Origin of the sequence: Sphingomonas sp. Leaf32, from assembly GCF_001421765.1 — a bacterium.
Lineage (GTDB): Bacteria > Pseudomonadota > Alphaproteobacteria > Sphingomonadales > Sphingomonadaceae > Sphingomonas.
Map to the genome: position 1 here is coordinate 66958 of NZ_LMLA01000010.1, position 24674 is coordinate 91631.

26 protein-coding genes are annotated in these 24674 nt (G+C 67.6%); 12 read left to right on the plus strand and 14 right to left on the minus strand.

The annotated features are described in order from the left end of the window. Positions 1-27: 27 nt before the first annotated feature. The 5 genes from ASE83_RS14135 (at position 28) to ASE83_RS14155 (ending at position 3529) form a co-directional block, all read left to right on the plus strand. Positions 28-417 carry a response regulator gene (locus ASE83_RS14135; protein ID WP_055791465.1) on the plus strand — a complete coding sequence of 130 codons (390 nt, stop codon included), beginning with the start codon at positions 28-30 and terminating at the stop codon, positions 415-417. A gap of 118 nt (positions 418-535) precedes the next feature. Further along, a complete protein-coding gene (gene rpsU, locus ASE83_RS14140; RefSeq protein WP_010545388.1) occupies positions 536-742 on the plus strand; it encodes a 30S ribosomal protein S21 in 207 nt (68 codons plus the stop codon). Between the two features lie 84 nt (positions 743-826). Continuing rightward, positions 827-1438, plus strand: a complete 612-nt coding sequence (locus ASE83_RS14145) for an FKBP-type peptidyl-prolyl cis-trans isomerase (protein WP_055791468.1) — start codon at positions 827-829, stop codon at positions 1436-1438. 607 nt (positions 1439-2045) lie between these two features. Then, positions 2046-3077, plus strand: coding sequence for a M48 family metallopeptidase (locus tag ASE83_RS14150; RefSeq protein ID WP_156353191.1), 1032 nt, complete (start codon positions 2046-2048; stop codon positions 3075-3077). A gap of 215 nt (positions 3078-3292) precedes the next feature. Next, positions 3293-3529, plus strand: coding sequence for a hypothetical protein (locus ASE83_RS14155; protein WP_200909374.1), 237 nt, complete (start codon positions 3293-3295; stop codon positions 3527-3529). A 648-nt stretch (positions 3530-4177) separates the two neighbouring features. Here ASE83_RS14155 and ASE83_RS14160 read toward each other — a convergent pair. After that, a complete protein-coding gene (locus ASE83_RS14160; RefSeq protein ID WP_055791471.1) occupies positions 4178-4960 on the minus strand; it encodes a metallophosphoesterase family protein in 783 nt (260 codons plus the stop codon). Positions 4961-5089: 129 nt separating this feature from the next. Between ASE83_RS14160 and galU the strand changes: the two genes are divergently transcribed. Beyond that, the gene (galU, locus tag ASE83_RS14165; RefSeq protein WP_055791854.1) at positions 5090-5956 is read left to right on the plus strand and encodes a UTP--glucose-1-phosphate uridylyltransferase GalU; all 867 of its coding nucleotides are present in this window, start codon (positions 5090-5092) and stop codon (positions 5954-5956) included. A 33-nt stretch (positions 5957-5989) separates the two neighbouring features. On the opposite strand, the gene ASE83_RS14170 is transcribed toward galU, so the two are convergent. The 9 genes from ASE83_RS14170 to ASE83_RS14210 all read right to left on the minus strand — a co-directional run bounded on the left by ASE83_RS14170 (position 5990) and on the right by ASE83_RS14210 (position 13389). Next, positions 5990-6325, minus strand: a complete 336-nt coding sequence (locus ASE83_RS14170; protein ID WP_055791474.1) for a DsrE family protein — start codon at positions 6323-6325, stop codon at positions 5990-5992. Then, a complete protein-coding gene (locus ASE83_RS14175; RefSeq protein WP_055791477.1) occupies positions 6313-7062 on the minus strand; it encodes a HesA/MoeB/ThiF family protein in 750 nt (249 codons plus the stop codon). Before ASE83_RS14175 ends, ASE83_RS14170 begins: the two co-directional genes overlap by 13 nt. Further along, a complete protein-coding gene (locus ASE83_RS14180; protein ID WP_235513254.1) occupies positions 7059-7493 on the minus strand; it encodes a hypothetical protein in 435 nt (144 codons plus the stop codon). The genes ASE83_RS14175 and ASE83_RS14180 overlap by 4 nt, the downstream gene beginning before the upstream one ends. Beyond that, positions 7490-7927, minus strand: coding sequence for a dUTP diphosphatase (gene dut / locus ASE83_RS14185; RefSeq protein ID WP_055791479.1), 438 nt, complete (start codon positions 7925-7927; stop codon positions 7490-7492). The genes ASE83_RS14180 and dut overlap by 4 nt, the downstream gene beginning before the upstream one ends. After that, positions 7924-8730, minus strand: a complete 807-nt coding sequence (locus ASE83_RS14190) for an alpha/beta hydrolase (protein ID WP_235513255.1) — start codon at positions 8728-8730, stop codon at positions 7924-7926. The genes dut and ASE83_RS14190 overlap by 4 nt, the downstream gene beginning before the upstream one ends. Continuing rightward, entirely contained in the window at positions 8717-9895 is a 1179-nt protein-coding gene (gene coaBC / locus ASE83_RS14195) for a bifunctional phosphopantothenoylcysteine decarboxylase/phosphopantothenate--cysteine ligase CoaBC (protein ID WP_055791482.1), read from the minus strand. Before coaBC ends, ASE83_RS14190 begins: the two co-directional genes overlap by 14 nt. After that, positions 9892-10986, minus strand: a complete 1095-nt coding sequence (locus ASE83_RS14200) for a hypothetical protein (RefSeq protein WP_055791485.1) — start codon at positions 10984-10986, stop codon at positions 9892-9894. The genes coaBC and ASE83_RS14200 overlap by 4 nt, the downstream gene beginning before the upstream one ends. Then, a complete protein-coding gene (ubiB, locus tag ASE83_RS14205; RefSeq protein WP_055791488.1) occupies positions 10983-12515 on the minus strand; it encodes a 2-polyprenylphenol 6-hydroxylase in 1533 nt (510 codons plus the stop codon). The genes ASE83_RS14200 and ubiB overlap by 4 nt, the downstream gene beginning before the upstream one ends. A 142-nt stretch (positions 12516-12657) precedes the next feature. Continuing rightward, on the minus strand, positions 12658-13389 hold the full coding sequence (locus ASE83_RS14210; RefSeq protein ID WP_055791491.1) for a class I SAM-dependent methyltransferase: 732 nt from the start codon (positions 13387-13389) through the stop codon (positions 12658-12660). A gap of 177 nt (positions 13390-13566) precedes the next feature. Here ASE83_RS14210 and mutM point away from each other — a divergent pair, with 177 nt between their 5' ends. From mutM to dnaA, 3 genes are all read left to right on the plus strand, one after another. Then, complete coding sequence (mutM, locus tag ASE83_RS14215; protein ID WP_055791494.1) at positions 13567-14379, plus strand: bifunctional DNA-formamidopyrimidine glycosylase/DNA-(apurinic or apyrimidinic site) lyase; 813 nt, start codon at positions 13567-13569, stop codon at positions 14377-14379. 93 nt (positions 14380-14472) lie between these two features. Continuing rightward, complete coding sequence (rpsT, locus tag ASE83_RS14220; RefSeq protein WP_055791497.1) at positions 14473-14736, plus strand: 30S ribosomal protein S20; 264 nt, start codon at positions 14473-14475, stop codon at positions 14734-14736. 476 nt (positions 14737-15212) lie between these two features. Further along, complete coding sequence (gene dnaA, locus ASE83_RS14225) at positions 15213-16628, plus strand: chromosomal replication initiator protein DnaA (RefSeq protein WP_055791500.1); 1416 nt, start codon at positions 15213-15215, stop codon at positions 16626-16628. A gap of 247 nt (positions 16629-16875) precedes the next feature. Here the strand turns inward: dnaA and ASE83_RS14230 are convergent, their stop codons facing one another. From ASE83_RS14230 to secB, 4 genes are all read right to left on the minus strand, one after another. Then, a complete protein-coding gene (locus tag ASE83_RS14230; protein WP_055791504.1) occupies positions 16876-18504 on the minus strand; it encodes an alpha-D-glucose phosphate-specific phosphoglucomutase in 1629 nt (542 codons plus the stop codon). An 89-nt stretch (positions 18505-18593) separates the two neighbouring features. Next, positions 18594-19598, minus strand: a complete 1005-nt coding sequence (gene trpS, locus ASE83_RS14235; RefSeq protein WP_055791864.1) for a tryptophan--tRNA ligase — start codon at positions 19596-19598, stop codon at positions 18594-18596. A gap of 13 nt (positions 19599-19611) precedes the next feature. Continuing rightward, the gene (gene murJ, locus ASE83_RS14240; RefSeq protein WP_055791507.1) at positions 19612-21192 is read right to left on the minus strand and encodes a murein biosynthesis integral membrane protein MurJ; all 1581 of its coding nucleotides are present in this window, start codon (positions 21190-21192) and stop codon (positions 19612-19614) included. Between the two features lie 28 nt (positions 21193-21220). Beyond that, complete coding sequence (gene secB / locus ASE83_RS14245; RefSeq protein WP_055791509.1) at positions 21221-21721, minus strand: protein-export chaperone SecB; 501 nt, start codon at positions 21719-21721, stop codon at positions 21221-21223. A gap of 179 nt (positions 21722-21900) precedes the next feature. On the opposite strand from secB, the gene ASE83_RS14250 reads away from it, so the two are divergent. Genes ASE83_RS14250 through ASE83_RS14260 form a run of 3 tightly spaced genes read left to right on the plus strand, consistent with a single transcriptional unit; the run spans position 21901 to position 24393 of the window. Next, positions 21901-22545 carry a Tim44/TimA family putative adaptor protein gene (locus ASE83_RS14250; RefSeq protein ID WP_443024321.1) on the plus strand — a complete coding sequence of 215 codons (645 nt, stop codon included), beginning with the start codon at positions 21901-21903 and terminating at the stop codon, positions 22543-22545. Positions 22546-22565: 20 nt separating this feature from the next. Continuing rightward, on the plus strand, positions 22566-23852 hold the full coding sequence (locus ASE83_RS14255; RefSeq protein WP_235513256.1) for a murein transglycosylase A: 1287 nt from the start codon (positions 22566-22568) through the stop codon (positions 23850-23852). Beyond that, positions 23833-24393: a Smr/MutS family protein gene (locus ASE83_RS14260; RefSeq protein ID WP_055791515.1), complete on the plus strand. Its 561-nt coding sequence runs from the start codon at positions 23833-23835 to the stop codon at positions 24391-24393. Before ASE83_RS14255 ends, ASE83_RS14260 begins: the two co-directional genes overlap by 20 nt. Positions 24394-24674 lie beyond the last annotated feature (281 nt).

Below are 24674 nucleotides of genomic sequence, written 5' to 3' on the forward strand. Positions count from 1 at the left end.
CTTCGATGCCCGAACGGCGAAAGCGGCATGAAAATCCTTTTCGTCGAGGATGATGCGATGAACCGTCGGGTCGTCCGCGACATGCTCGACGTGGCCGGTGCGGCCATGGTCGAGGCGGATTGCGCCGAGGCGGGGTTGCAGCGAATCGACGAAGGCGATTTCGACCTGGTGCTGCTCGACCTGCGGATGCCCGGCATGGACGGGTTCGAAGTGATTCGGCGGGTGCGTGACCGGGACGATGCGAAGCGGGCGCTGCCCATCATCGTTGTGACCGCCGACACTGCGGTCGATCTGACCGAGCGCTGCATCGCCGCCGGTGCCGACGAAGTATTGTTCAAGCCAGTGGCGATGGACGCGTTGTTCGATGCGATCGGGCGAATCCTCGCTGGCCGCGCGGGGGGCGACCTCATCTTCTGAACCATGGCGGTTTAACTTGCCCGGCGCGGACAGTCCTGTTAGGGGGATTCGTCACGCCGCAGCCATGCTTCGGCGAACCCTATTCTATTGCGATAAAGACCCGGAGCTTTACGACCCCATGCAGATCATCGTCCGTGACAACAATGTCGATCAGGCCCTTCGTGCGCTGAAGAAGAAGCTGCAGCGCGAAGGCGTGTATCGCGAGATGAAGCTGCGCCGTCACTACGAAAAGCCGTCGGAAAAGCGCGCTCGCGAGCGTGCCGCCGCCGTCCGTCGCGCCCGCAAGCTGGAGCGCAAGCGGATGGAACGCGACAGCGCCCGGTAAGAAGCGAATCGGGTCGCCGGCCGTTCGCCGGTGACCCCGCTATACCATGCGATGCGGCATCCTGCCGCGCCATAAGGGGTTTCGATGTCGGTCACTGCCGTTCCGCTGCATCCCGTCAAGCAGCGTCATATCGTCTGGATATGGGTGGGAATCGTGCTGGCCCTGCTGCTCGCGGCCGGCTTCGCATGGGCCGGCACGCGCAGCGGTACCGATTCGTTCCTGGCTGCCAACGCTTCGCGCCCCGGCATCGTCACGACCGCCAGCGGCCTGCAATATGAAGTGCTGACCAAGGGGAGCGGCCCGACGCCGACCGACGCCGACGTGGCGTTGGTCAATTACGTCGGCAAGTTCACCGATGGCACGATCTTCGACCAGAGCCGTCAGCCGATGCCGATGTCGCCCAAGAGCGTCGTCCCCGGCTTTGGCGAGGCGATCAAGCTGATGCCGAAGGGTGCGAAGTACCGGTTCTGGCTGAAGCCGGAACTGGGCTATGCCGCCCCGCGTCCCGAAGGCGCGCCGCCCATGTCGCCGGAAGTCGAAAAGCTGGCGAAGCAGGTGCTGGTGTTCGATGTCGAGATGATCGACTTCATTCCGGAAACCGTGCTCCAGCAGCTCCAGATGCAGCAGATGATGCAGCAGCAGCAGGGAGGCGCAGTGCCGCCGCCGGGTGCGGGAGCCCCGCCCGCCGGACGCTGACACCATTCGCACCGATCGCAGACGGCGCCGGTAGTACCGGCGCCGTTTTCGTTTGGGGCACGGGCAAGTCGGAATGTGGGGCTGCCCCCGGAGCGTCCCGGTCTTCATGCCTTCCGGCGAGTGATAGCTTTGTAGGGAATAATGGTGGCCGCCATGTCGCTCATGGTCCGGACGTTTCCTTCGCCCCATGCGCGTTTTAAGGGTCCTAAGGCCGATCGACATTATTCGCCGGTGGGAGATGTCCACGCGACGACGGCTAAAACACCAAGAAGTCGGATTTTCGCGCGGAGGCGCGGAGGACGCGGAGGTGTCGTTCACGGGGCTGATCGCAGGGTCGATTACCGGTCGGTCCGTCATCGTAGCGTCGATGAAGCGAGTTCCGCTTTGCTTCACGCGCCGTTCCCGCGTCCCCCGCGCCTCCGCGCGAACCATCTTCTTTCTTCGCTTCGCGGCTTCGCACAAACATCGTGCACTGACACACTGAACGTCGATCGAACCTACGTCACCGCCGCATTCCGGAGCCTTGCGGATGGACCTCGCACCGGGACGGTCCTTTTGGCCACGCAGCGGATCGCCTGATCCGCCGCTTTCATGATATTCGACGCGCATGGCTTCTGGCACCTTTCTGGCGCGCACTGGCCGCGGCGCGCAATTTCGTTTTCGGCGTCGGCCGTGGCTGCTGGCGGCGTTGCTCGTCATCGGTGCGGCTCCCGCGCCCGCGCCGGCGGATGTCGCGACGCTGGAGGCGCTGCGTGTGGCCGATCTGCGGCTGGGCGCGATCGGTTACCGGTTGGCGACGGCCAATGCCCCTCTGTGCAGCGAGATCGTGCCGGTACCGGGGATGGTCGTCCACGCCATCGACCAATATGCCGAATCGGAGCAGGCGACCGCGCGCACCGTGTTCGGGTTCGCGACCGCCATCGCGGTCGAAGGGGTGATACCGGGCAGTCCGGCCGATCGTGCCGGGATTCGCGCCGACGATTCGATCGTCAGCGTCAACGGCAAGGCCGTTCCGGTCGCCAGCGGAGGGGGGCATGTCGGCACCCGCGACGCGATGGTGGCGTTGATCGATGCGCAGCCGGCGGACCGGCCGCTGGCCCTCGTCCTGCGCCGCGCCAGCGCGGAGCGGGCGGTCCGCGTCGCGCCATCGCCGGGATGCCGGACGCTGTTCGAACTGCGGGTGGGGACGGCGATGGATGCCGTCGCCGATGGGCGGCTGGTACAGATTTCCAGCGCGTTCCTCGATCGGCTGGCCGACCCGGCGCTGGCGGTGGTCGTCGCGCATGAACTGTCGCACAATATCCTCAATCACCACGCCCGACTGGAGGCGGCCGGGGTCAGTCGGGGCCTGCTGCGCGAACTCGGCCGCAATGGCCGCATTCACCGCCGGACGGAGGACGAAGCCGACCGGCTGGGCGTGCACCTGCTCCGCAATGCCGGGTGGGACCCGCAGGAGGCGGTGCGGTTCTGGCAGGGGCCGGGCGCGCGAATCGATGGCGGGATTTTCCACAGCAGAACCCATTCGTCGGCCGGCAAGCGCGCCGAACTGATCGCGGCGGAACTGGCGGCACTGCCCAAGGACGCACCCATTCCGTATCGCCCACCAGTTCTGGTGACCCGCGACCAACCGCTCGACTAGGGCGAATGCCACCGGATGTATCGGCAAGTCACGATTCGACTATTTTCCGACCGGGAACTAACATGAATTTAACCTGTTCGGGGGCAGTCACCCGCGCGACCATTATTGGTCTTCCGGAATCAACGGCTGGTCGCGAACGGGTGGATAAGACTTGCAGGTGGCGTGCTGCTATGCAAAAGGCGATCCGACGTAGAGTTTTACAAGGGAGTGTAGAAATGGGTTTTGCCAAGAAGATGCTGATCGCGGCTTCGGCCGTGTCGATGACCGTCGCTCCGACGATCGCCAACGCTGCCAACGCTTCGAAGCTGTCGGTTGCTCGCGCGTCGGCGCCGGCTGCCAAGGGTGAGAAGCTCGCCGGCGGCGGCATCATCGTCGCTCTGCTGGCTGCTGCTGCCGTCGTCGCTGGCATCGTCGTCGTCGCCGACTCGGACAGCGATTCGGACAGCAACTGATTGTTCGCGCGGGCAACTGCGCTACGATCTGCGGAAAGGGCGTCCCTCACGGGGCGCCCTTTTTCGTTGCGTTGCGGTGCGATCGTGCTTGTCGGGTGGGTGCGGTCGACCGGCAGGGCGCCCCAAACGGCCCAACCGACGTTCCTCGAACGGCTTCAAGGGCATCTACAGTCGGTAGGGGTTCGTCTGCACGAGGCTCTGGATCGATCGATATTCAGCCAATCCGAGGGTGTTCGCTGGGCGACGTACAATCCCCTCGTTACCCCGGACGTGTTCGAGACCTCTGCAAAAGCCCTCGATCCGTACCCCGGCGAAGGTCGGGGTCCGGCTGGGGGGCGTCGTTGAGATACGGAAAAGCCTTTCCAACTGTACCCCGGTCTTCGCCGGGGTACGGCGAGGCGTTGGCTCTGTTCGAGACTTTCGCAGAGGTCTCGACGTGTTCCGGGGTCCACCTCGCCGCTCACTTTGTCCTGCGAAGCACTGGCTGCACCGATCGCCGTACCGTGGACCCGGGTCAAGCCCGGGGTGACGATAGACCGGTGAAGGTCGATCGGCTTGGGCCACGGATGCCGCCATGATCGGCGGCAGAAACTGCCCGGCGCTGCGGAGTGCCCGACGATCGTAACCAACGGGACCGCGCGCTGTTTCTCAATCGACGCTGATACCGCTTCCCTCGGGGCAGGCAGTCGTCAGATAGCGGCGCGAGTCGCCCTCCAGCACCAGTGCCGTCAGCCGCCCGGTACGGTAGGCGCCGGTATCGATTCCGATCCGGTTCGCGCGGACATCGGGTTCGTCGGTGACGGTATGGCCGTGGATCACGAAGCGTTCGAACCGACCGCCATGGTCGAGGAACGGGGCTCGTATCCAGCGCAGGTCGGACGCCTTCTGATCCTCCAGCGCCACGCCCGGACGAAGGCCGGCATGGACCATCACATAATCGCCGATCACGATCTTGTCGGGCAGCGACCGCAGGAAGGTGAGATGGTCGGCGGGTACATGTTCACGGATCAGGCGCTGGACGCCCTTCAAATCCTCGCGCTCATAGGTCGCGTCGTCCACGCCGTAGCTGAGCAGGGTCTCGCGGCCACCGGCCCGGTTGAAGATGCCGAGCGCCTGTCGCGCGCCCTCGGCGGCCTCCAGTAGCAGTTCCTCATGGTTGCCGAACAGGCAATGCACGTCGTCGCTGGCCGCGCACAGCGCCATGACGCGTTCGACCACGCCCCGCGAATCGGGTCCGCGATCGATCAGGTCGCCGAGGAACACCAGCGTGACGCGCCGGTCGCCGCGCCCCGGATCGGCATCGATCCGCGCCAGCAAATCCTCCAGGCAATCGAGCCGCCCGTGGATGTCGCCGATCGCATAGACGATGTGGCCATCGGCAATACGGGGCGCTGGTGCGGCGGTCCGGCGAAATAGCTTGGAGAAAACCATGATTGTCGAACGCCTCTATGGCAAAGGGGCTGCACGATCAATGAACCGGACCGAATGGCCGCACCGGTCCGGGTTTGCCAATCATCGGGCAAAGCTCTATTGCGGTGCAGCAATTTCAGGATGGAAGCGATGACGATCAAGAAGGTACGCAAGGCAGTCTTTCCGGTCGCCGGTCTGGGCACGCGGTTTCTTCCCGCGACCAAGTCGATGCCGAAGGAAATGCTGACCGTCGTCGACAAGCCGCTGATCCAATATGCGGTCGAAGAGGCGCTGGAAGCCGGGATCGAGCAGATCATCTTCGTCACCGGCCGCGGCAAGGGCGCGCTGGAGGATCATTTCGACGTTTCCTACGAGTTGGAAGCGACGATGAAGGCGCGCGGCAAGTCGATGGCGCTGATCGAGGGCATTCGGCAGAAGCCGGGCAGCCCGGTCTATGTCCGCCAGCAGGAGCCGCTGGGCCTGGGCCATGCGGTGTGGTGCGCGCGCGAGATCGTCGGCGACGAGCCGTTCGCGGTGCTGCTGCCCGATGAGCTGATGGTCGGCGGGTTCCTTCGCCAGATGGTCGAGGCGTACAACCAGGTCGGCGGCAACGTCATCGGTGCACTGGAAGTGCCCGACAGCGAAACCGACAAGTACGGCATCATTTCGCCGGGCAAGACCGATGGCCGCCTGACCGAAGTCACCGCGCTGGTCGAAAAGCCCAAGGGCAAGGCGCCATCGAACCTGATGATCCCGGGCCGTTACATCTTGCAGCCCGAAGTGATGCAGATTCTCGATTCGCAGGAGCCGGGTGCCGGGGGCGAAATCCAGCTGACCGATGCGATGGCCAAGCTGATCGGCAACCAGCCGTTCCACGGCTTCACCTTCGACGGCAAGCGCTACGACTGCGGCGACAAGGCCGGGTGGGTGCAGGCGAACATCGCGCTGGCGCTGGCCCGTGCGGACATTGGCCCGGCGGTGCGCGCCTTCGCCGAGGAAGCATTGGCGAACGGTTGACCGGGGCGGGGCGGGGGCCTTTGGCCTCCGCCGCTACAGGGTGACCAGCCGGTCGCTCTGCAAGGTAGCGAGCAGGTCGATCAACCCGCCTGCCGCGACCTTTTGCCCGTCGGCGGACAGGCCGGCGAGGGCGAGGCCGGTCTGGCACGCGATCAGTTCGACCCCGCTGTCGGCCGCGATGGCGCGCAATTCGGTCAGGTCGGGCAGGCCGGCGGGTGCAGTGGCATTCTGGCGCAGCAACCCGACCGCGGCTTCATGCAGATAGACCCGCGCGCGACCGCCCAACGCTGCGGCGGCACAGGCCATGGTCAGCGCGGCGCGCAACCGGTCCGGGTCGGGACCGGCGACGACGATCGTCAGCCCGCGCATCGACAGCCGGGGTCCTTGGGCAAGGTCAGCGTGCGGAAGCGGAATGCCAGCAGGTCGGCGATCAGCAGCTTGCCCGCCGGATCGTCGCCGAAGCCGATGATCGCGCGCATCGTTTCCAGCGCGGCGATGCTGCCGATGATCCCGGTCAGCGCGCCCAGCACGCCCTGATCGGCGCAGCTGGCGTCGGCGCGGGCGGGATCGTCGCCGACGAAGCAGCGGTAACAGGGGAGGTGCGGTTCCCAGCCGCGGAACACGCCCAACTGCCCCTCGAACTGCCCCACCGCCGCCGACACCAGCGGAATGCGGGCGGCAAGCGCCGCGTCGGCGACGGTCAGGCGGGTCGCGAAATTGTCGCAGCCGTCCAGCACCACCTGCGCGTCGGTGAGCAGGTCGGCGGCGTTGGTGGCATCGATCCGTAGCGCCTGACGTTCGACGGCGACGAAGGGATTGATCCGTGCGATCGCCGCTGCCGCCGCGTCGACCTTCAGCGCGCCGATATCGCTATCGCCGAACAGCGTCTGGCGTTGCAGGTTGCTGGCATCGACCCGGTCGTCATCGATCGCGACCAGCGTGCCGACCCCCGCCGCCGCGAGATATTGCAGCGCGGGCGATCCGATGCCGCCCGCGCCGATCACGACCACCCGCGCGGCCTTCAGCGCAGCCTGGCCCGCGCCGCCGACCTCGCGCAGGACGAGGTGGCGGGCATAGCGGTCGAGTTCGGCGTCGGAAAAGGTCATTCGGCCCAATCGAACAACAGCACCGCGCGGTACCAGTTGCCGGCGCTGACGAAGCGCGGGACCAAATTGCCGCGCGCATAGCTGACCACCAGCCCGGCGGCATATTGTTCGACGGTCGGACAGTCGATCGCGCGCGGGATGGTCGCCCGCACGACATGATCCTCGCCGATGAGCACCGCGACATCCACCTGCAACTGCGTGCGCCCCCCGACCGGGATGGGGCGGGGACACCCGGAGCGCCGCAGTTCGGACTGGACGAACGTCGCCATCTGCGCAGTCGGGCGCGGCGTGCGGCGATAGGGCAGCGGCGGCAGCGCCTGCCAGTCGATCGGCGAGCGCGCCACCGGCACCGACTGCGACGCGGGCGGTGGCGCCAGCGGTATCGCCTGCACCAACTGCGCCGTCAGGCCGATCAGCGCCAGCGGGATCATCGTCCGGTCGACCCGAATCCGCCCGAGCCGCGCACCGTGTCGTCGAGCGCGTCGACTTCGCCGAGCGTCGCGCGGGTGACGACTGCGGGCACCAACTGCGCGATGCGTTCGCCGCGTACCACGCGGAACGGTTCTTGGCCCAGATTGGCGAGGATCACCTTCACCTCGCCGCGATAGTCGCTGTCGATCGTACCGGGGGTATTGAGGCAGGTGATGCCGTGTTTGAGCGCAAGGCCGGAACGCGGGCGGACCTGCACCTCATATCCCTCCGGGATCGCCATCGCGAAGCCGGTGGCGACGGCGTGGCGTGCGCCGGGGGCAAGCTCGATATCCTCCGCCGCGACGACATCCATCCCCGCCGCGCCGGCGGTGGCATAGGCGGGCAGCGGCAGCCCGGCCCCATGGGGCAGGCGAAGGATATGGAGCGCGATCATCGGGTCACCATGGCGTTCTGACGGGGTGCGGGGTCGGCCGACATGCGGCGTACGGCGTCGATCAGGTCGGGATCGTCCAGCAATTCATGCCCGCGCCCCGGCAACACGCGATAATCGGTGGCGATGCCGCGCAGCGCCAGCGCCTCGGCATAGGGGCGGGAGAAGCGCTGCGGCGTGTCGCCATCGTCCGCCCCGACCAGCAGCGCGATACGGGTGGCGGGCGCGACACCGCCCACCGTCATCAGCGGATCGAAACTGGCGACCGGGACGGCGAACCCGCCATGCCCCTGTTTCGCGCGGAACTTGCGCCATTCGGGCAACATGCAGGGGCATCCGGCGAGCACCGCGCCATCGACCAGGCCGGGGCGCAGGCCGGCCAGCGCCGCCGCCATCGCCGCGCCACCCGACTGGCCGACCAGGATGGTCCGCGCCTGCGGATAGCGGGTGCGCCAGCTCCTGATCGTATCGGCCACCGCCGCGATCCGGTCGGCGGTATAGGCGTCGCCACCGATCCCGCCGCGCGATCCGGGCGAATGGTGGCCGGCGGCATCGTGATAGCCCGGCCGAAGCAGCGCGACCACGCGCGCGTGCGGAATGGCATCGGCGAGATGCTGTGCCGATCCGGCGAACGATGCCGGGACTTCGCCATCGCCGTCGCCATGCAGCACGAGGACCAGCGTGCGGACGTCGCGCGGCGCGCTGGGGCCGAAGCTCTGCCCGGCCAGCGTCGTTGCCGGCGGTACGGCGCCATGCGTCGCGCAACCGGCGACGGCGAGGAGCAGCAGGGGGTTAAGCCAGCGCATCGGCAATCCGGTCGGCCAGTCGGCCGGCAATATCACCCTTGGGGGCGTCGGCCCAAGGCTCGATACCCTCGGCAGTCACGAGATGGACGGCGTTGCGGTCGCCGCCCATCACATCGCCCGACACGTCGTTGGCGACGATCCAGTCGGCATTCTTCGCGGTCCGCTTGGCGGTGGCATGGGCCAGCACATCGTCGGTTTCCGCCGCGAAGCCGACCAGCAGGCGCGGGCGACGCGGACTTTTGCCCAGCATCGCCAGAATGTCGGGATTGGGGAGCAGGGTCAGCGCCGGCGGACCATCGCCCTTCTTCAGCTTGGACGGGGCGGCATCGACCTGCCAGTCGGCCACCGCCGCGACCATCACCGCCGCGTCGACCGGCAATGCCTGCGCCACCGCATTGGCCATGTCGCGCGCCGATTCGACATCGACCCGGTCGACACCCGGCGGGGTAGGAAGTGTCACCGGCCCGGCGATCAGCGTTACCCGCGCCCCGCGCGCGGCGCAGGCGGCGGCGATGGCGAACCCCTGTTTGCCCGACGACCGGTTGGCAAGGTAGCGGACTGGATCGATCGCCTCATGCGTCGGACCGGCGGTGACCAGCACGTGGCGGCCGGTTAGCGTCTGCGGTGCGGCGGGCATGGTCATGCCTGCAATCGCCGCGACGATCGCGGCGGGTTCGGGCAGGCGGCCGGGGCCATATTCGCCGCAGGCCATCGCGCCTTCATCCGGGTCGAGCACGGTCACGCCGTCGGCGCGCAGCGTGGCCACGTTGCGGACGGTCGCGGGATGCTGCCACATCCGGACGTTCATCGCCGGCACCGCCAGTACCGGCTTGTCGGTCGCGAGCAGCAGCGTGGTGGCGAGGTCGTCGGCGACTCCGGCGGCCATGCGCGCCATCAGGTCGGCGGTGGCGGGCGCGACGACGACCAGATCGGCCTGGCGGCTGAGCTGGATATGGCCCATCTCCGCCTCGTCCTTCAGATCCCACAGGCTGGTATGGACCGGCTGTTCGCTGAGCGCCGCCAGCGTCATCGGCGTGACGAACTGCGCGCCGCCATCGGTCAGCACGCAGCGCACGCCGTGCCCGGCACCGCGCAGCAGGCGGATCAGCTCGCACGCCTTGTACGCGGCGATGCCCCCACCGACGATCAGCAATATGCGTGTCATCGCGTGATCCTCTGCACCCGAACGCGCCGCCTGTCGAGCAAGGTGCGCGTCAGGTCGCGCAACGCATCGGGCAAAAAGGCCATGCCGACCAGATAGGCGGGCGCTGCGACCAATACCCAGTGGAAGCTGTCGGTCCGTGCGAACAATGCGATCATTAGCGCAAACGCACCGAAGACGGCGGCGGCACGGGCGCCGAGCGGCCCCGGCGCCGCCGCCCATCCGACCAGCGCGATCATCGCCAGCGGCGCGCCCAGCCACCAGGGCAGCATGGTGAGCGCGGTGGAGCGCGCCATGCCCGATGCGAACAGGGCAGGGCCGTGCCAGCCGCCCCATGCGGCGGCGGTCGCGTCCAGCGGCCCAGCGACCATGCCGACCGCGCGGGCATGGAGCGACAGGATCGCGACGAACAGCAACAGGATCGCGCCCCATGCCAGCGCCTCGCGGCGTTGCCGCTCGACCAGCGCCGCGATCAGCATGACGATTGCGTAAAGCGCGGCGGTCTCGCGGATCAGCATGGCGCACAGCGCGAGGGCAACCGCCTCGACCCAGCGCCCCTCCCGCCGGATCGCCAGCGACCAGGCGACCAGCAGCCCGGCCCACAGCTCATGGAAATGCACCAGCGACGGCTGGACGAACGCGACCATCCCGCCCGCCAGCAGGAACAGCGCAGTGATCCGCGGCGGCCCGCGACCGAACCAGTCACCGATTCGCCGGGTCCAGGCGAAGCCGGCGGCGGCGGCGACCAGCACCAGCAGCACGACCGAGACGCTATCGGGCAGCGCCGCCTGCACTACGCTCAGCGTCGGCAGGCGGACGGCGGTGAAGGGCCGCAACGGATAGCCGGCCGCGCGAAATTCGGTCGCGACCACGCCGTAATACTCGTCGCCCCGCCGCAGGCCGTCGACGACCGCGCCGTACAGGCCGAGATCGGCCTGCGCCCCGGCACGCGCCCCGTCGTCCTCGACCGGGCGAACCCATGCCGACAGCAGCAGCGCGGTGGCCAGGATCAGCAGGGCGAGCGCCATGCCGGGCCGCAGTCCGGCAAAGCGGCTGGGCAACGACAGCCAGAGCGGCGGTCGCGGCCGGATCATCCCAGCAACTGCATCAATGCGGCACCCGCCGCCCCGCTCACCAGCGCGACCAGGGCATAGCGCCAGCCGCCGCCGACCTTGACCACCGCGATGTCGGGCAGCGGCGGGGAGGGCGGGGCGCCGCCGGGCGCGGGATAGCGCGCCTCGATATTGCGCAGCAGGTCGGGCAGGCGGGCAAAGGTGCGCAGGTCGGTGATGATCCGGTCGGCGACCATCGCCTCCGGCCCCAGCTCATCGCGAATCCAGCCGCGCACGAACGGGGCCGCCGTCTCCCACAGGTTGATATCGGGATCGAGCGCGGTCGCCACCCCCTCCACCATCACCATCGTCTTTTGCAGCAGCAGCAGGTGCGGCTGGGTCTGCATGTCGAAATCGCGGGTGATGTTGAACAGCGAATCGAGCATCATGCCGACTGACATGTCCTTGACCGCAAGGCCGCGCATCGGCTCGCCCACCGCGCGCAGGGCGGTCGCGAACTCGGCGACATTGTGGTGTGCGGGGACATAGCCCGCCTCGAAATGGATTTCCGCGACGCGCTTATAGTCGCCGGTGATGAGGCCGTAGAGGATCTCGGCCAGCCAGACCCGCGCGCGGCGGTCGATGCGACCCATGATGCCGAAATCGATCGCGGCGATGCGCCCGTCGGGCAGCGCGAACAGATTGCCCTGGTGCATGTCGGCATGGAAGAAACCGTCGGCGATCGCCTGCCGCAGGAAGGCCCGGACCAGCCGCGTCGCCATCGCGGTCAAGTCATGCCCGGCGGCGATGAGCGCGGGGCGGTTCGACAGCTTGATGCCGTCGATCCAGGCGGTGGTCAGCACTTTCGACGTGGTGCGCTGCCAATCGATGTCGGGGACGGTGAAGTCGGGTTCGGCCTCCATTCCGTCGGCCAATTCGGACGCGGAGGCGGCTTCGCGGCGCAGGTCCAGCTCGCGCGCGGTCCAGCGCTTCATCGTCTCGATCACGAGCCGCGGGCGCAGGCGCTTGAGCTCGCCGCCCATCGTCTCCAGCCGGGCGGCGGCCCATTCATAGGTGTCGATCGCGTCGAAGAACTGCGCCTCGACACCGGGGCGCAGCACCTTCACCGCGACCTGCCGGCCATCGGTGGTGATCGCCCGGTGGACCTGCGCGATTGAGGCGGCACCGACCGGGGTTTCCTCGATCGAGGAAAAAAGCGCCTCGATCGGCTGGCCGAGGCCGGATTCGATCGCCGGGTGCACCACGGTCCATGGCAGCGGCGGCAGTGCGTCTTGCAGCGACAACAGGTCTTGCGCGACCGCCTCGCCGACCAGGTCGGGGCGGGTGGCGAGTGTCTGTCCCAGCTTGATCGCCGCCGGTCCCAAGGCGGCGAACGCTTCGGCATAGCGCGGCGTCGCGGGCACGCGCGCGCCCAAGCGAGCGAGGCGCACCACGCGGCGCAGGCGCGGCGGCGTGCGCGGGTTGCGCTCGATCTCGATCAGCGCGCCGTGGCGTGCCAGCGTGCGCCCCCATTTCAGGATGCGCCAGCCATGCGTGAGGGTGGACGTCATGCGACCGCCGCGTCCCCGACGTCATTCCGGCGCAGGCCGGAATCCATGGATGGGGCAAGGCGGCGGGTCATCGAGCCGGCCCGACACAATGGATCCCGGCCTGCGCCGGGATGACGGCTCCGACAATGCGACGCATCTGGCGTCAAATCTTCCACCCGCTATGGATTGCGACCAGCCCGCCCATGATCGGCTCTACCCGGGTGCGGATGAACCCGGCATCGCCGATCATCGCCTCGAAGGTCGGCATGTCGGGAAAGCGCCGGATCGATTCAATCAGATAGCGATAGCTGTCCTCGTCATTCGCCAGCAGCTTGCCGAGCTTGGGTACCAGCTTGTGCGAATACTGGTCGTACACGTCGGCGAAGCCCGGCCACGTCACGGTCGAGAATTCGAGGCAGAAGAACCGCCCGCCGCGCTTCAGCACGCGGTGCGCCTCGCGCAGCGCCTTCGGGATGTCGGTCACGTTGCGGATACCGAACGCGATCGTGTAGCCATCGAAGCTGCGATCGGCGAAATCCAGCGTCTCTGCATTCTGTTCGGACCAGACGAGGCCGTCGATCCGGCGCTTTTCGCCGCGTTCCATACCGACGCCCAGCATCGCCGGGTTGATGTCGGCCACAGTGATATTCGCGCCGGTCTTGGCCATGCGGAACGCGATGTCGCCGGTGCCGCCGGCCATGTCGAGGATCGATTCGCCCTTCTGCGGCTTCACCCGCGCGACGAACCGATCCTTCCACAACCGGTGCATCCCGCCCGACATGGCGTCGTTCATCAGGTCGTAGCGGGCAGCGACATTCGCGAACACATCGCCGACGCGCCGCGTCTTTTCATCGGGGGCTACGTCTTCGTAACCGAAGGATACCGTGTCGTTCATAGGCACAGCCCTAGCGGTGCCTTGTGGCGGGGGCAAACCGAACCTAGCTGTTTATCAGTACCAAAAGAACGTCATCCCGGCGCAGGCTGGAATCTTTCGCGGCAAGGGTGGCGCGCCAGTCCCGGGAGACCCCAGCCTGCGCTGGGGTGACGTTGGTAGCGTAGCTTGAAGGACTCCATGCCCGAACTGCCCGAAGTCGAAACCACCGTCCGCGGCCTTGCCCCCGTCCTGCACGGACAGCGGCTGACCCGCGTCGTCGCCAACCGCGCCGACTTGCGCCGGGTAATGCCGGTCGATCTGGGCCAGCGATTGACCGGTGCGACCGTCACCGGCCTGTCGCGCCGCGCCAAATACGGGCTGATCGACACCGATCGCGGCGACAGCTTCATCTTTCACCTCGGCATGTCGGGCCGCTGGCGGGTCGACCCGGAAGAGGCGCTGGCGCACGATCACCTCGTGCTGGAAACGGCGGCTGGGCGGCAGGTGGTGCTGAACGATCCGCGCCGGTTCGGGTCGGTCGACCTGATGCCGACCGCCGACGTCGCGGCATGGCCGCCCTTCGTGGCGCTGGGGCCGGAGCCGCTGGGGCCCGACTTCACGGCGGAGCATCTGGAGCGCCGCTTCGCCGGTCGGATCGCGCCGGTGAAGCTGCTGCTGCTCGACCAGAAGATCGTCGCGGGCCTGGGCAACATCTATGTCTGCGAGGCGCTGAACGTCGCGCGAATCGCTCCGACCCGCCCGGCGGGGCAGATCGCGCCTGAACGGCTGGCAGCATTGGTCGACGCGACTCGCGCGGTGCTGCTGTCGGCGATCGAAGCGGGGGGATCGACCTTGCGCGATTATGCCCGGCCGGACGGCGAACTCGGCTATTTTTCCAAGCAATTCCGGGTATATGGCCGGGAAGGCGAGGCGTGCCCTTGTGGTGGTGTGGTGGAACGCCGGGTCGATGGCGGACGCTCCACCTTCTGGTGCCGCAAGTGCCAGCAATAGTTGACCGCGCGCCCATGAGCGTTTAAGGGGCGCACCTTCTCCGGTCGGGATCTGCTCGATCGGCACCAATCATTTGCGAGAGTCGAGGACGGCATGGCGAATACGCCACAGGCGAAGAAGCGTATCCGGCGCAATGCGCGTCGTGCGGAAATCAATGGTGCGCGCGTCGGCCGCATCCGTACCTTCGTGAAGAAGGTCGAAGCAGCGATCGTCGCGGGCGACCGCGAAGCCGCCACGACGGCGCTGACGAACGTCCAGCCGGAACTGGCCCGTGGCGTCGCCAAGGGCGTGCTCCACAAGAACACCGCGAGCCGCAAGTTCGCGCGCCTGACGAAGGCGGTCGGCGCGATCGCCTGATCGCGCGGCCATCGTCGGCAAGCATGACACCCCGTCGGCCACTGCGCCGGCGGGGTTTTCTGCGTCCGCCCTACGCCATTTGGGGTTGTGCCGGGGGCGGGGGTGACCTTGAAAATTTGGTTCCGTCGAACGGCGTCGAATCAAGCCGTCGGGAAATGGCGGAAAACCGGGGATTCCGGCGATTCAGCGCGTCGCGCTCTGATTAAGATATTGATATTGAACGTTAAAAAAGAAATTCGACGCATTTCTGCGGCTGGGGGCGTGTCAACAGTCTTTATTTCGGTTTGATGACTTGATCGACGGGCGTTCCGGTTCCTAAACAGCATTCCCCGACGCCGTTACGGTGCACCGGGGCCCACGCGAATCTTCGTGTGCGATCGACGCTTCGGCACGGTCGAGGGGGGATTTTTAGACGACGGACCAAGGGTGGTCGGGAGGCATGTCTTCCCGGCACGGGAGAGTTTTTGCCAGTGACGATGCCGGTGGATCATGAACAGGTGGAGGTAGCGGCGGCGTGGGCCCGCGTGCGCCAGAACCTGCGCGTGTCCGCCGGACAGCGCCTGTTCGACCGCTGGCTGAAGCCGATGGAGCTGGTCGCCCCCGACGGCGACGGGGTGGTCCGCCTGACGCTCCCGTCCGCGTTCATGACCGATTGGGTTCGCAACCATTATGCCGAGCGCCTCGCGCATGAATTCCGCGCCCAGCTTCCCCAGGTCCGTGACGTCGTAGTCGAAACCGCCACCGCCTTGCCCACCCGAATCGTTCCTCCCGCGCCGCTGTTCGATTCGGCTCCGGCCGAAGCGCCGCTGCCGCTGATGGCGGCGGCACCCGCCGCGCTGCCCGCCGTTCCGCAGCGTGCTCCCGCCGACCGCCCGACGTTCGATCCGCGCTATCGCTTCGACCGGTTCGTGGTCGCGCCGTCAAATCGCGTGGCGTTCAATGCCGCCAGGGCGCTGGCCGAACCGGGTGTGCCGCGCTTCAGCCCGCTGTTCCTCCACAGTGCGACCGGCCTCGGCAAGACGCACCTGATGCACGCCATCGGCCATGCGTTCCTCGACGCCGATCCGGCGGCCAGCGCGGTCTATCTGCCGGCCGAGCGGTTCATGTTCGAATTCGTCGCGGCGATGCGCGCGCGCGACACGCACAGCTTCAAGGCGCGCCTGCGCGGCGTCGACCTGCTGATGATCGACGACCTGCAGTTCGTTGCCGGCAAGGATGCGACGCAGGAGGAATGCCTCCACACGATCAACGCGTTCATGGACGCGGGCAAGCGGGTGGTGATCGCCTGCGACCGCTCGCCCGCGCTGCTCGACGGGATCGATCCCCGGCTGCTGTCGCGGCTGGGCGGCGGCCTGGTGGCGGACATCAAGACACCTGAGACCGAACTGCGCCACGAAATCCTCGCCGCGAAGCTGGCCGAGGTGCCGGGCACGCCGGTGCCCGAGGATGTCGTCGACCTGCTCGCCGGGCGGATTCGCGGCAGCGTGCGCGAACTGGAAGGGGCGCTCAACCGCCTCGTCGCCTATGCGTCGCTGACCGGTGAGACGATCGACATGGCGTTCGCCCATGCGACGTTGGGCGAGATGCTGGCGGGGCCGGCGAAGCGCGTCACGATCGACGACATCCAGCGCGCGGTGTCGGTGCATTTCGAGGTGAAGCAGCTAGATCTGGTGTCGGCGCGTCGGGCGCAGGTGATCGCTCGCCCGCGCCAGGTGGCGATGTACCTCGCCAAGCGCCTGACCACGCGCTCGCTGCCCGAAATCGGCCGCAAGTTCGGCAATCGCGACCATTCGACGGTCATCCATGCCGTGCGCCGGATCGAGGAACTGCGCGGCGTCGATCGCGAGATCGACAGCGCGGTTCGTACGCTGATGCGCTCGCTCGAAGGCTGAGCGACCTACCTCTCTACGTCATCCCTTGGCTCGAACCTGCCCGGATCAGGGGTAAAGGTAGCAAGAAGAATGGGTTCACGCGAAGGCGCGGAGGCGCGGAGGGGTTGCGATTTTGGCAGCCCCTCCGCGATCAGGAGACGCTTGCGTTGGCGGATGCCGCATAGATGAGGCCGCTGGCGCGGGTGACGGTGCCGCTGGACGCATCCCCTCCGCGACTCCGCGCCTTCGCGTGAACCCATTCTTCTTCTTACGTGATAACGTCCGGCGCATCCCGCCCGGTATGCTCGCGGATCGACGCCAGCGTCTCCGCCGCCGCCACCAGCGGGGCCAGCGCGTCGCCGGTCGCCTGTGCCAGATCGCCGTCGGTCGGTTCGTAGCGTTCGATATACACCCGCAGCGTGGCACCCTGCGTGCCGGTGCCCGACAGGCGGAACACGATGCGGGAGCCATCGGCGAACAGGATTCGGATGCCCTGGTTGCGGCTGACCGACCCGTCGGTGCTGTCGTGATAGGCGAAGTCGTCCGCCTCGGAGATCGTCAGGTCGCCGATCGTCGTGCCGGGCAGCGTCGCTAGCCGCGCGCGTAGCGATGCGACCAGTGCATCGGCCCCGGCCTGCTCTACGCCCTCATAATCGTGCCGTGCATAATAGTTGCGGCCATAGCGTGCCCAATGGTCGGCCATGATCTCCGCCACCGGCTGCCGCCGCACGGCGAGGATGTTGAGCCACAGCAGCACCGCCCACAGCCCGTCCTTCTCGCGGACATGGTTCGATCCCGTCCCCGCGCTCTCCTCGCCGCAAATGGTCACGAGGCCGGCATCGAGCAGGTTGCCGAAGAATTTCCAACCCGTAGGCGTCTCGTACAGCGGCACGTTCAGCGCCTGCGCCACGCGGTCGGCGGCGGCCGAGGTCGGCATCGAGCGGGCGATGCCGGCGATCCCGTCCTTATAGGCGGGCGCGAGATGCGCATTGGCCGCCAGTACCGCGAGGGAGTCGGAGGGCGTGACGAAAATGCCGCGCCCGATGATGAGGTTACGGTCGCCGTCGCCGTCCGATGCCGCGCCGAAATCGGGGGCGTTGTCGGCCATCATCCGTTCGTAGAGCTCGTGCGCATGAACGAGGTTCGGGTCGGGGTGGTGGCCGCCGAAATCGGGCAGGGGGGTGCCGTTGACGACCGTGCCCGGTGCCGCGCCGAGGCGGCGTTCGAGGATCTCGGTCGCATAGGGTCCGGTGACCGCGCTCATCGCGTCGAACGACAGGCGGAAGCCGCCGGCGATCAGGTCGCGGATCGCGGCAAAGTCGAACAACCCTTCCATGCACGCGACATAGGCGGCGACCGGGTCGATCACCTCGACCGCCATGCCGTCGACGCTCGATTCGCCGAGCGTGTCGAGATCGATGCCGGTCACGTCGCTGATGGCGTAGCGGTCGATCTCCAGCGTGCGGGCATACAGCGCGTCGGTGAAGCTCTCGGGCGCCGGGCCACCGTTCGAGACGTTGTACTTGATCCCGAAGTCCTCGTCCGGGCCGCCGGGATTGTGGCTGGCCGACAGGACGAGGCCGCCGATCGCGCCGCGCGTGCGGATGACGTTAGAGGCAGCCGGAGTCGACAGGATGCCGCCCTGCCCGACGATGGCGCGGGCGAAGCCGTTGGCGGCGGCCATGCGGATCGCGGTCTGGATGACCTCGCGGTTCAGATAGCGGCCGTCGCCGCCGATCACCAGCGTCGCACCGGCCTTGTCCTTGACCACGTCGAACACCGACTGGATGAAGTTTTCGGCATAATGCGGCTGCTGGAACACCCGCACCTTCTTGCGCAGGCCCGACGTGCCGGGCTTCTGGTCGGTGAAGGGCTTGGTTTCGATGGTGCTGGTCACGAACGGCTCCCCGTCTGGTATAACGGGGAGCGCATATCGCGCCGACTTTCAGTATGACAGGAAAATTCAAGATTATCTTGAATTCTTGCTCAAACTTGCAACCCCAGCGCATCCTGTGCTGCCCGCAAGGTCGGGCGGGCCAGCGCCTCGGCCTTGGCCGCGCCCCTGGCCAGCGTTGCGCCTACGGCCGGGCGGTCGTCGAGCAACGCCACCAGCCGGTCGCGGATCGGCCCGAGCTTGGCCACCGCCAGATCGGCCAGCGCGGGCTTGAACGCGCCGAACCCCTGTCCGCCGAACTGCCCCAGCACGTCCTGCGACGTCTGGCCCGACAATGCCGCGAAGATGGTGACGAGGTTGCGTGCCTCGGGCCGCTCGGCAAGGCCGGCGATTTCGGACGGCAGCGGTTCGGGATCGGTCTTCGCCTTGCGGAACTTGGTCGCGATCTGATCGTCCGAATCGATCAGGTTGATACGGCTCATGTCCGACGGGTCGGACTTGGACATCTTCGCGCTGCCGTCGCGGAGCGACATGATGCGCGGCGTATCCTCCGGGATCATCGGCTCGGGCAGCGGGAACAGCTCGACCCCGAAATCGAGGTTGAACTTGGTGGCGATGTCGCGCGCCAGCTCCAGATGCTGCTTCTGGTCCTCGCCCACCGGCACATGCGTTGCCCGGTACGCCAGAATGTCGGCCGCCTGTAGCACCGGATAGGTGAACAGCCCGACGCTGGCGCCTTCGCGATTCTTGCCCGCCTTGTCCTTCCACTGGGTCATGCGGTTGAGCCAGCCGACGCGCGCGGTGCCGCCCAAAATCCATGCCAGCTCGCTATGCGCAGGAACGCGCGCCTGGTTGAACAGGATCGAGCGGTCGGGATCGATCCCGGCCGCCAGCAAGGTCGCCGCCATCTCGATCGTGTTCGACGCCAGTTCCTTGGGGTCCTGCGTCACGGTCAGCGCGTGGAGGTCGGCAAGGAAGAACAGGCACATATCGTCCGCGCCCATCCGGTCCTGCAACCGCACCCAGTTGCGGATCGCGCCCAGATAATTGCCGAGATGGAGATTGCCGGTGGTCTGGATGCCGGAGACGACACGCATGTTGATTTCCTGTTTACGCGGCACGCCGCCGGAGCAGCGCGCGAAGATCGGCCAGCCGGAACGCTCCGGTAGCAAGGCAGGCGAGGCCATAGACGATGGCGCCCGCGCCGACGAGGGCGACCATGCCGAGGATGCGGGTGACGACCGCCCCCGTGGTCCATGGCGCCACCAGCGTATCGGCAAAGAACAGCGCCGCGCCCATCAGCAGTGCCGCGACGGCGAAGCGCGGCAGGCGGTGGGTCAACTGCCGGTCGAGCGCGAAATGCCCGCGCCGCCTTAGCGTCGCGTACAGCATCGCGACATTGACCCATGCCGCCACGGCGGTCGCCAGCGGCGGGCCGATATGGGCGACGGTCGGGATCAACGCGAGGTTGAGGACGATGTTGATACCGATCGACCACAGCGCGAAGCGCACCGGCGTCCGCGTATCCTGCCGTGCATAGAAGCCGGGGGTCAGCACCTTGATGAGGACATAGGCGGGCAAGCCCAGCGAGAAGGCGGCGAGCGATTGCGCGCAGCGGATCGTGTCCTCCGCGCCGAACGCGCCATGCTGGAACAGCGCGCGGATGATCGGTTCGGCGACGATCAGGAACGCGATGGTCGCGGGTAGCGTCAGCAGCAGCGCCAGTTCGATACCCCGGTTCTGCGTATCCATCGCCCCGGCATCGTCCTTGCGCGAAAGCTGGCGCGAGATGGTGGGGAGCAGGATGGTGCCGAGGCCGATGCCGATCAGCCCCAGCGGCAGCTGGTTCAGCCGGTCGGCATAATAGATGTACGAGATCGAACCCGGATCGAGCAGCTTTGCCGACAGTGCGGTGGAAATAACGAGATTGAACTGCATCGCACCGGCTCCGGCGGCGGCCGGTACGATCAGCCGCAGCATCTGCCGCACATCGTCGGTCATGCGCGGGCGACGCGGACGCAGCGACACCCCGGCCCGGCGGCAGGCGAGCATCAACCAGCCGAGTTGCAACGCCCCGCCGATCGTCACCGTCCATGCCTGTACCCGAGCGGTCGCATACGGATCGGGTCCGTGGAAGAACAGCAGCCCGGTGACCATCGCGATGTTGAGCAGGATGGGGGCGGCGGCATTCACCCAGAACTTGTCGAGCGAATTAAGGATCGCGCCGAGCAGCGACACGATCGAGATCAGCAGCAGGTATGGAATCGTTATCCGTGACAACGTGACCGCATAGGCGAACTGGTCGGGCGTGGGATCGTTGAACCCGAGCGAAAGCAGGTACGTCAGCGGCCATGCCGCGATAAGCATAACGATCGTCGATGCGATCAGCACAGGCAGCAACACCGACAACACGTCGCGGGCAAAGGCGATGGCAGTCACCAACCCCTGTCCCTCGGTGGCTTCGTCGCCTTCGGCCACCTTCTTGTTGAACAGCGGCACGAAGGCGGCGTTGAACGCCCCTTCGGCGAACAGCGCGCGGAACATGTTGGGCAGGCGGAACGCGACGAGGAACGCGTCGGACGCGAACCCCGCGCCGACGAACGTCGCCTGCAGCGAGTCGCGGACCAGCGCCAGCACCCGGCTGGCGAGCGTCAGCCCGCCGACCGATCCCAGCGATTTCGCCAGCTTCATGAGGCTAGTCCGCGCCCGCCCCTATCGATCAGGCGTGGCCGGCGACTTCGCCGAGTCCGCCCTGCTGCTCGGCCTGGGTGATGTAGAGCTGCGCGAAGTCGATCGGCTCCAGCATCAGCGGCGGGAAGCCGCCGTCGCGCACCGCATCGGCCAGCACGCGGCGGGCGAAGGGGAACAGGATGCGCGGCGCTTCGCCCAGCAGGAACGGCTGGAGATGTTCGGCCGGGATGTTGCGCAGGCCGAACAGCCCGGCGAACGACAGGTCGACCAGATACATCACCTGGCCTTCGATATCGGCGCGCGCCTCGATCTTCAGCACCACTTCATGGACGTCGTCGCCGACCTGGTTGGCGCCGATGTTGAACTGCACGTCCAGCTTCGGGGTGCCCGGCAGCTGGTACACGCCCGGCGCGCCCGGGTTCTCGAACGACAGGTCCTTGACGTACTGGGTGATGACGTTGACCGACGGCTGGCTGTCGTCCCCGTTGGCAAACGCGTCGATGCCGGTGGCGTCGTTCTGATCTTCCATGGTATTCCCTGTCCGCAAGGCGGAAAGCTTTGGCGCTTGCCGCGTTAAGATGGCGCGGACTAGCAGCGGCAGGACCGCGATTCAACGGGTCGACCGGCCCCGCGAACCGGATGGGCGCCGCACCGTTTGTATCCGCGCCCGATCGGTCCTATGTCCGGTCGACGGAAGGAAGTGAAGGCATGGTGGTTTTTGTCGTCCTGCTCGCGATGGTCGCGGCGTTTCTGGCCATGCGGCTCTATGCCGTATTGGGCAAGCGTACCGGCCATGAACCCTTGCCGCGCACGGCCGAGGAACGCATCGGCACGCCGCCGGTCAACCGCCCGATCGAGGTGACGCCGGAAGCACGCGTGCTGGGGCCGCGTCATGTCGACGGCGGGGCCGAAGCCGGCCTGCGCGCGCTGATCGCCGCCGATCCGACCTTCGACGTCGCGCAGTTCGTCGAAGGCGCGAAGTCGGCCTATCGCATGATCCTCGAAGCCTTCTGGAAGGGCGACGAAGCGACCCTCGAATGGCTGACCGAACGCGATGTGCGCGAGGCATTCGCGCAGGCGATCGCCGAGCGCAACGCGGCGGGCCATGTGCTGGAAAACCGGCTGGTGTCGATCGAACGTGCCGTCGTGACCGAAGCATCGGTCGAAGGCGGCGTCGCCCGCGTCGCGGTACGCTTCGATGCGGACATCGCCGCGATCACCCGCGACGCCGATGGCAACATGATCGCCGGGTCGCGGTCGGATGCTGTCGAGACGCATGACGTTTGGACGTTCCTGCGGGTGCTGAAGAGCAGCGATCCGAACTGGAAGCTCGCCGACACCGACGAAGCCTGACATCGATGCGCAAGGGGGGGATGGCGGCCGTTGCCGCGCTGCTGCTGGCGGGCTGTTCGAATGCGATCGTGCCGCGCGGCGCGGACAGTGCGGCGTCGCGGCCTGCGCCCGAGCGTCCGATAGCTGATCGATCGGCATCGACGCCGGGCACGCCGACCCGGCCGATGCCGGTGCGGCAGCCGACGGCGTCGGTGCCCCTGCCGCCGATTACCGGTGGGGGTCCGGTCGACGGCGCGACCACCGCGCTGGCCGCCGGCGTCGTTGCCGGCCCGCCGGTCGCCGATCTGCCGATCACCGAGGACGTCGCCGCCCGTGCATTGGCCGCGTTCCGCATCAGTTGCCCCTCGGTCACGCGCAAGGCCGATCCGACCGGCCTGACCCGTCCCGCCGACTGGCAGGCGTCGTGCGAGGCGGCGCGGAGTGTATCGGCGGGTGGTGTACGCGCCTTCTTCGTGCGCTGGTTCGAAACCGCGCAGGTCGGTGACGGCAAGGCGTTCGCCACCGGCTATTACGAACCGGAAATCCACGGATCGCGGACCCGGCGCAGCGGCTATGAAACGCCGATCTATGGCGTGCCGGGCGATCTGGTCGAGGCCGATCTCGGCCTGTTTTCGACCGATCTGAAGGGCAAGCGGGTGCGCGGTCGGGTGGATGGCGCCGCCTTCGTCCCCTATTACGACCGCACCGCGATCGAGGAGGGCGCGCTTGCCGGGCGCGGGCTGGAAATCGCCTGGGCGGCCGATCCGGTCGAGATGTTCTTCCTGCAGGTGCAGGGGTCGGGGCGGTTGCGCCTGCCCGATGGCGGAGTGATGCGGATCGGCTATGCCGGGCAGAATGGCCGCGACTATACCGGCATCGGCAAGCTGATGCGCGACCGCGGGCTGGTGCAGCCGGGACAGGCGTCGATGCAGGGGCTGATGGCGTGGCTGCGCGCCAACCCTGACCAGGGTCGCGCCATCATGCGCGAGAACAAGAGCTTCGTTTTCTTCCGCGAACTGACCGGGCCGGGGCCGCTGGGCGCGCTCGGCCTGCCGGTGACAGGGCAGGCGAGCGTCGCCGCCGATGTCCGCTTCGTGCCGCTGGGCGCGCCCGTCTTCCTGTCGATGGACCGCACCGACGCCAGCGGACTGTGGGTCGCACAGGATACCGGCGGCGCGATCAAGGGCACCAATCGCTTCGACACCTTCTGGGGCGCGGGCGACGAGGCACGGGCGATCGCCGGCGGCATGAGCGCGCGCGGCACCGCCTTCCTGTTGCTGCCGATCGGCACCGTCGCACGGATCGCGGGTGGCCGGGCGACGCCTTGATCCTGGTGAGGCGGCGCTGTGGGCGCGGGTGGTCGCGGCGGTAAAGCCGCTGCACGCCGCCCGCCCGACGCCGCCCGCGCCGCTCCTGCTCGAAAGGCTGGAGAAACATGGTGCGCCGACGCCCAAACCGGTCCGCGCGCGCGCCGTCGTTGCCCCGCCCGTTCCGGCCAAGGCGCGCACGCCCGGACCGACATTGGATGCCGGATGGGACCGGAAGCTGGCGCGGGGCCTGGTCAGCCCGGATTCGACGCTCGACCTGCACGGCCATACGCTCGCATCGGCCCATGCCCTGCTCGATCAGGGGCTGGCGCGGGCGATCCAGCGTGGCGACCGGGTGCTGCTGCTGGTGACGGGCAAGCCGCCCCGCGCCGAATCGGAGCGGCCCCACGCGCGCGGGGCGATCCGGGCGGCGGTACAGGACTGGATCATCGCCGGTCCCTATGCCGACCGCGTGGCATCGATTCGTGGCGCGCATCTCCGCCATGGCGGGCAGGGGGCGCTTTACCTGATCCTGCGGCGACCGGTGCGCCGTGTCGATTAGCGTTTGATACGTCTGCCCGGAAACGTCGTCCCAGCGCAGACTGGGGTCTCAACTGGCTCCTGCTGGTTCGAACGGGGTGGATCGATTCTAAGACGGATCGACATGCACCGGCCTACCGTCACCCCGGACTTGTTCCGGGGTCCACCTTGCCGCTCAACTTGTCCTGAGAAAATCTGGCTGCACCGACCGCCGCACCGTGGACCCCGGAACAAGTCCGGGGTGACGAAGGGATTGTCCGTCGCTCAGCATAATGGAGCGCGCTGACCGGAAACCCGCGTTCG

Excerpts from the sequence above, each read along its gene's own strand:
- ubiB (WP_055791488.1), bottom strand. The coding sequence starts at position 12,515 with ATGACGTCCACCCTCACGCATGGCTGGCGCATCCTGAAATGGGGGCGC.
- rpsT (WP_055791497.1), top strand. The coding sequence starts at position 14,473 with ATGGCGAATACGCCACAGGCGAAGAAGCGTATCCGGCGCAATGCGCGT.
- mutM (WP_055791494.1), top strand. The coding sequence starts at position 13,567 with ATGCCCGAACTGCCCGAAGTCGAAACCACCGTCCGCGGCCTTGCCCCC.
- ASE83_RS14135 (WP_055791465.1), top strand. The coding sequence starts at position 28 with ATGAAAATCCTTTTCGTCGAGGATGATGCGATGAACCGTCGGGTCGTC.
- dut (WP_055791479.1), bottom strand. The coding sequence starts at position 7,927 with ATGATCGCGCTCCATATCCTTCGCCTGCCCCATGGGGCCGGGCTGCCG.
- ASE83_RS14200 (WP_055791485.1), bottom strand. The coding sequence starts at position 10,986 with ATGATCCGGCCGCGACCGCCGCTCTGGCTGTCGTTGCCCAGCCGCTTT.
- ASE83_RS14210 (WP_055791491.1), bottom strand. The coding sequence starts at position 13,389 with ATGAACGACACGGTATCCTTCGGTTACGAAGACGTAGCCCCCGATGAA.
- secB (WP_055791509.1), bottom strand. The coding sequence starts at position 21,721 with ATGGAAGATCAGAACGACGCCACCGGCATCGACGCGTTTGCCAACGGG.
- ASE83_RS14170 (WP_055791474.1), bottom strand. The coding sequence starts at position 6,325 with ATGCGCGGGCTGACGATCGTCGTCGCCGGTCCCGACCCGGACCGGTTG.
- ASE83_RS14150 (WP_156353191.1), top strand. The coding sequence starts at position 2,046 with ATGGCTTCTGGCACCTTTCTGGCGCGCACTGGCCGCGGCGCGCAATTT.
- ASE83_RS14145 (WP_055791468.1), top strand. The coding sequence starts at position 827 with ATGTCGGTCACTGCCGTTCCGCTGCATCCCGTCAAGCAGCGTCATATC.
- ASE83_RS14155 (WP_200909374.1), top strand. The coding sequence starts at position 3,293 with ATGGGTTTTGCCAAGAAGATGCTGATCGCGGCTTCGGCCGTGTCGATG.
- ASE83_RS14180 (WP_235513254.1), bottom strand. The coding sequence starts at position 7,493 with ATGATCCCGCTGGCGCTGATCGGCCTGACGGCGCAGTTGGTGCAGGCG.
- ASE83_RS14175 (WP_055791477.1), bottom strand. The coding sequence starts at position 7,062 with ATGACCTTTTCCGACGCCGAACTCGACCGCTATGCCCGCCACCTCGTC.
- trpS (WP_055791864.1), bottom strand. The coding sequence starts at position 19,598 with ATGCGTGTCGTCTCCGGCATCCAGACCACCGGCAATCTCCATCTCGGC.
- ASE83_RS14250 (WP_443024321.1), top strand. The coding sequence starts at position 21,901 with ATGGTGGTTTTTGTCGTCCTGCTCGCGATGGTCGCGGCGTTTCTGGCC.
- coaBC (WP_055791482.1), bottom strand. The coding sequence starts at position 9,895 with ATGACACGCATATTGCTGATCGTCGGTGGGGGCATCGCCGCGTACAAG.
- dnaA (WP_055791500.1), top strand. The coding sequence starts at position 15,213 with ATGCCGGTGGATCATGAACAGGTGGAGGTAGCGGCGGCGTGGGCCCGC.
- rpsU (WP_010545388.1), top strand. The coding sequence starts at position 536 with ATGCAGATCATCGTCCGTGACAACAATGTCGATCAGGCCCTTCGTGCG.
- galU (WP_055791854.1), top strand. The coding sequence starts at position 5,090 with ATGACGATCAAGAAGGTACGCAAGGCAGTCTTTCCGGTCGCCGGTCTG.
- ASE83_RS14190 (WP_235513255.1), bottom strand. The coding sequence starts at position 8,730 with ATGCGCTGGCTTAACCCCCTGCTGCTCCTCGCCGTCGCCGGTTGCGCG.
- murJ (WP_055791507.1), bottom strand. The coding sequence starts at position 21,192 with ATGAAGCTGGCGAAATCGCTGGGATCGGTCGGCGGGCTGACGCTCGCC.
- ASE83_RS14255 (WP_235513256.1), top strand. The coding sequence starts at position 22,566 with ATGGCGGCCGTTGCCGCGCTGCTGCTGGCGGGCTGTTCGAATGCGATC.
- ASE83_RS14160 (WP_055791471.1), bottom strand. The coding sequence starts at position 4,960 with ATGGTTTTCTCCAAGCTATTTCGCCGGACCGCCGCACCAGCGCCCCGT.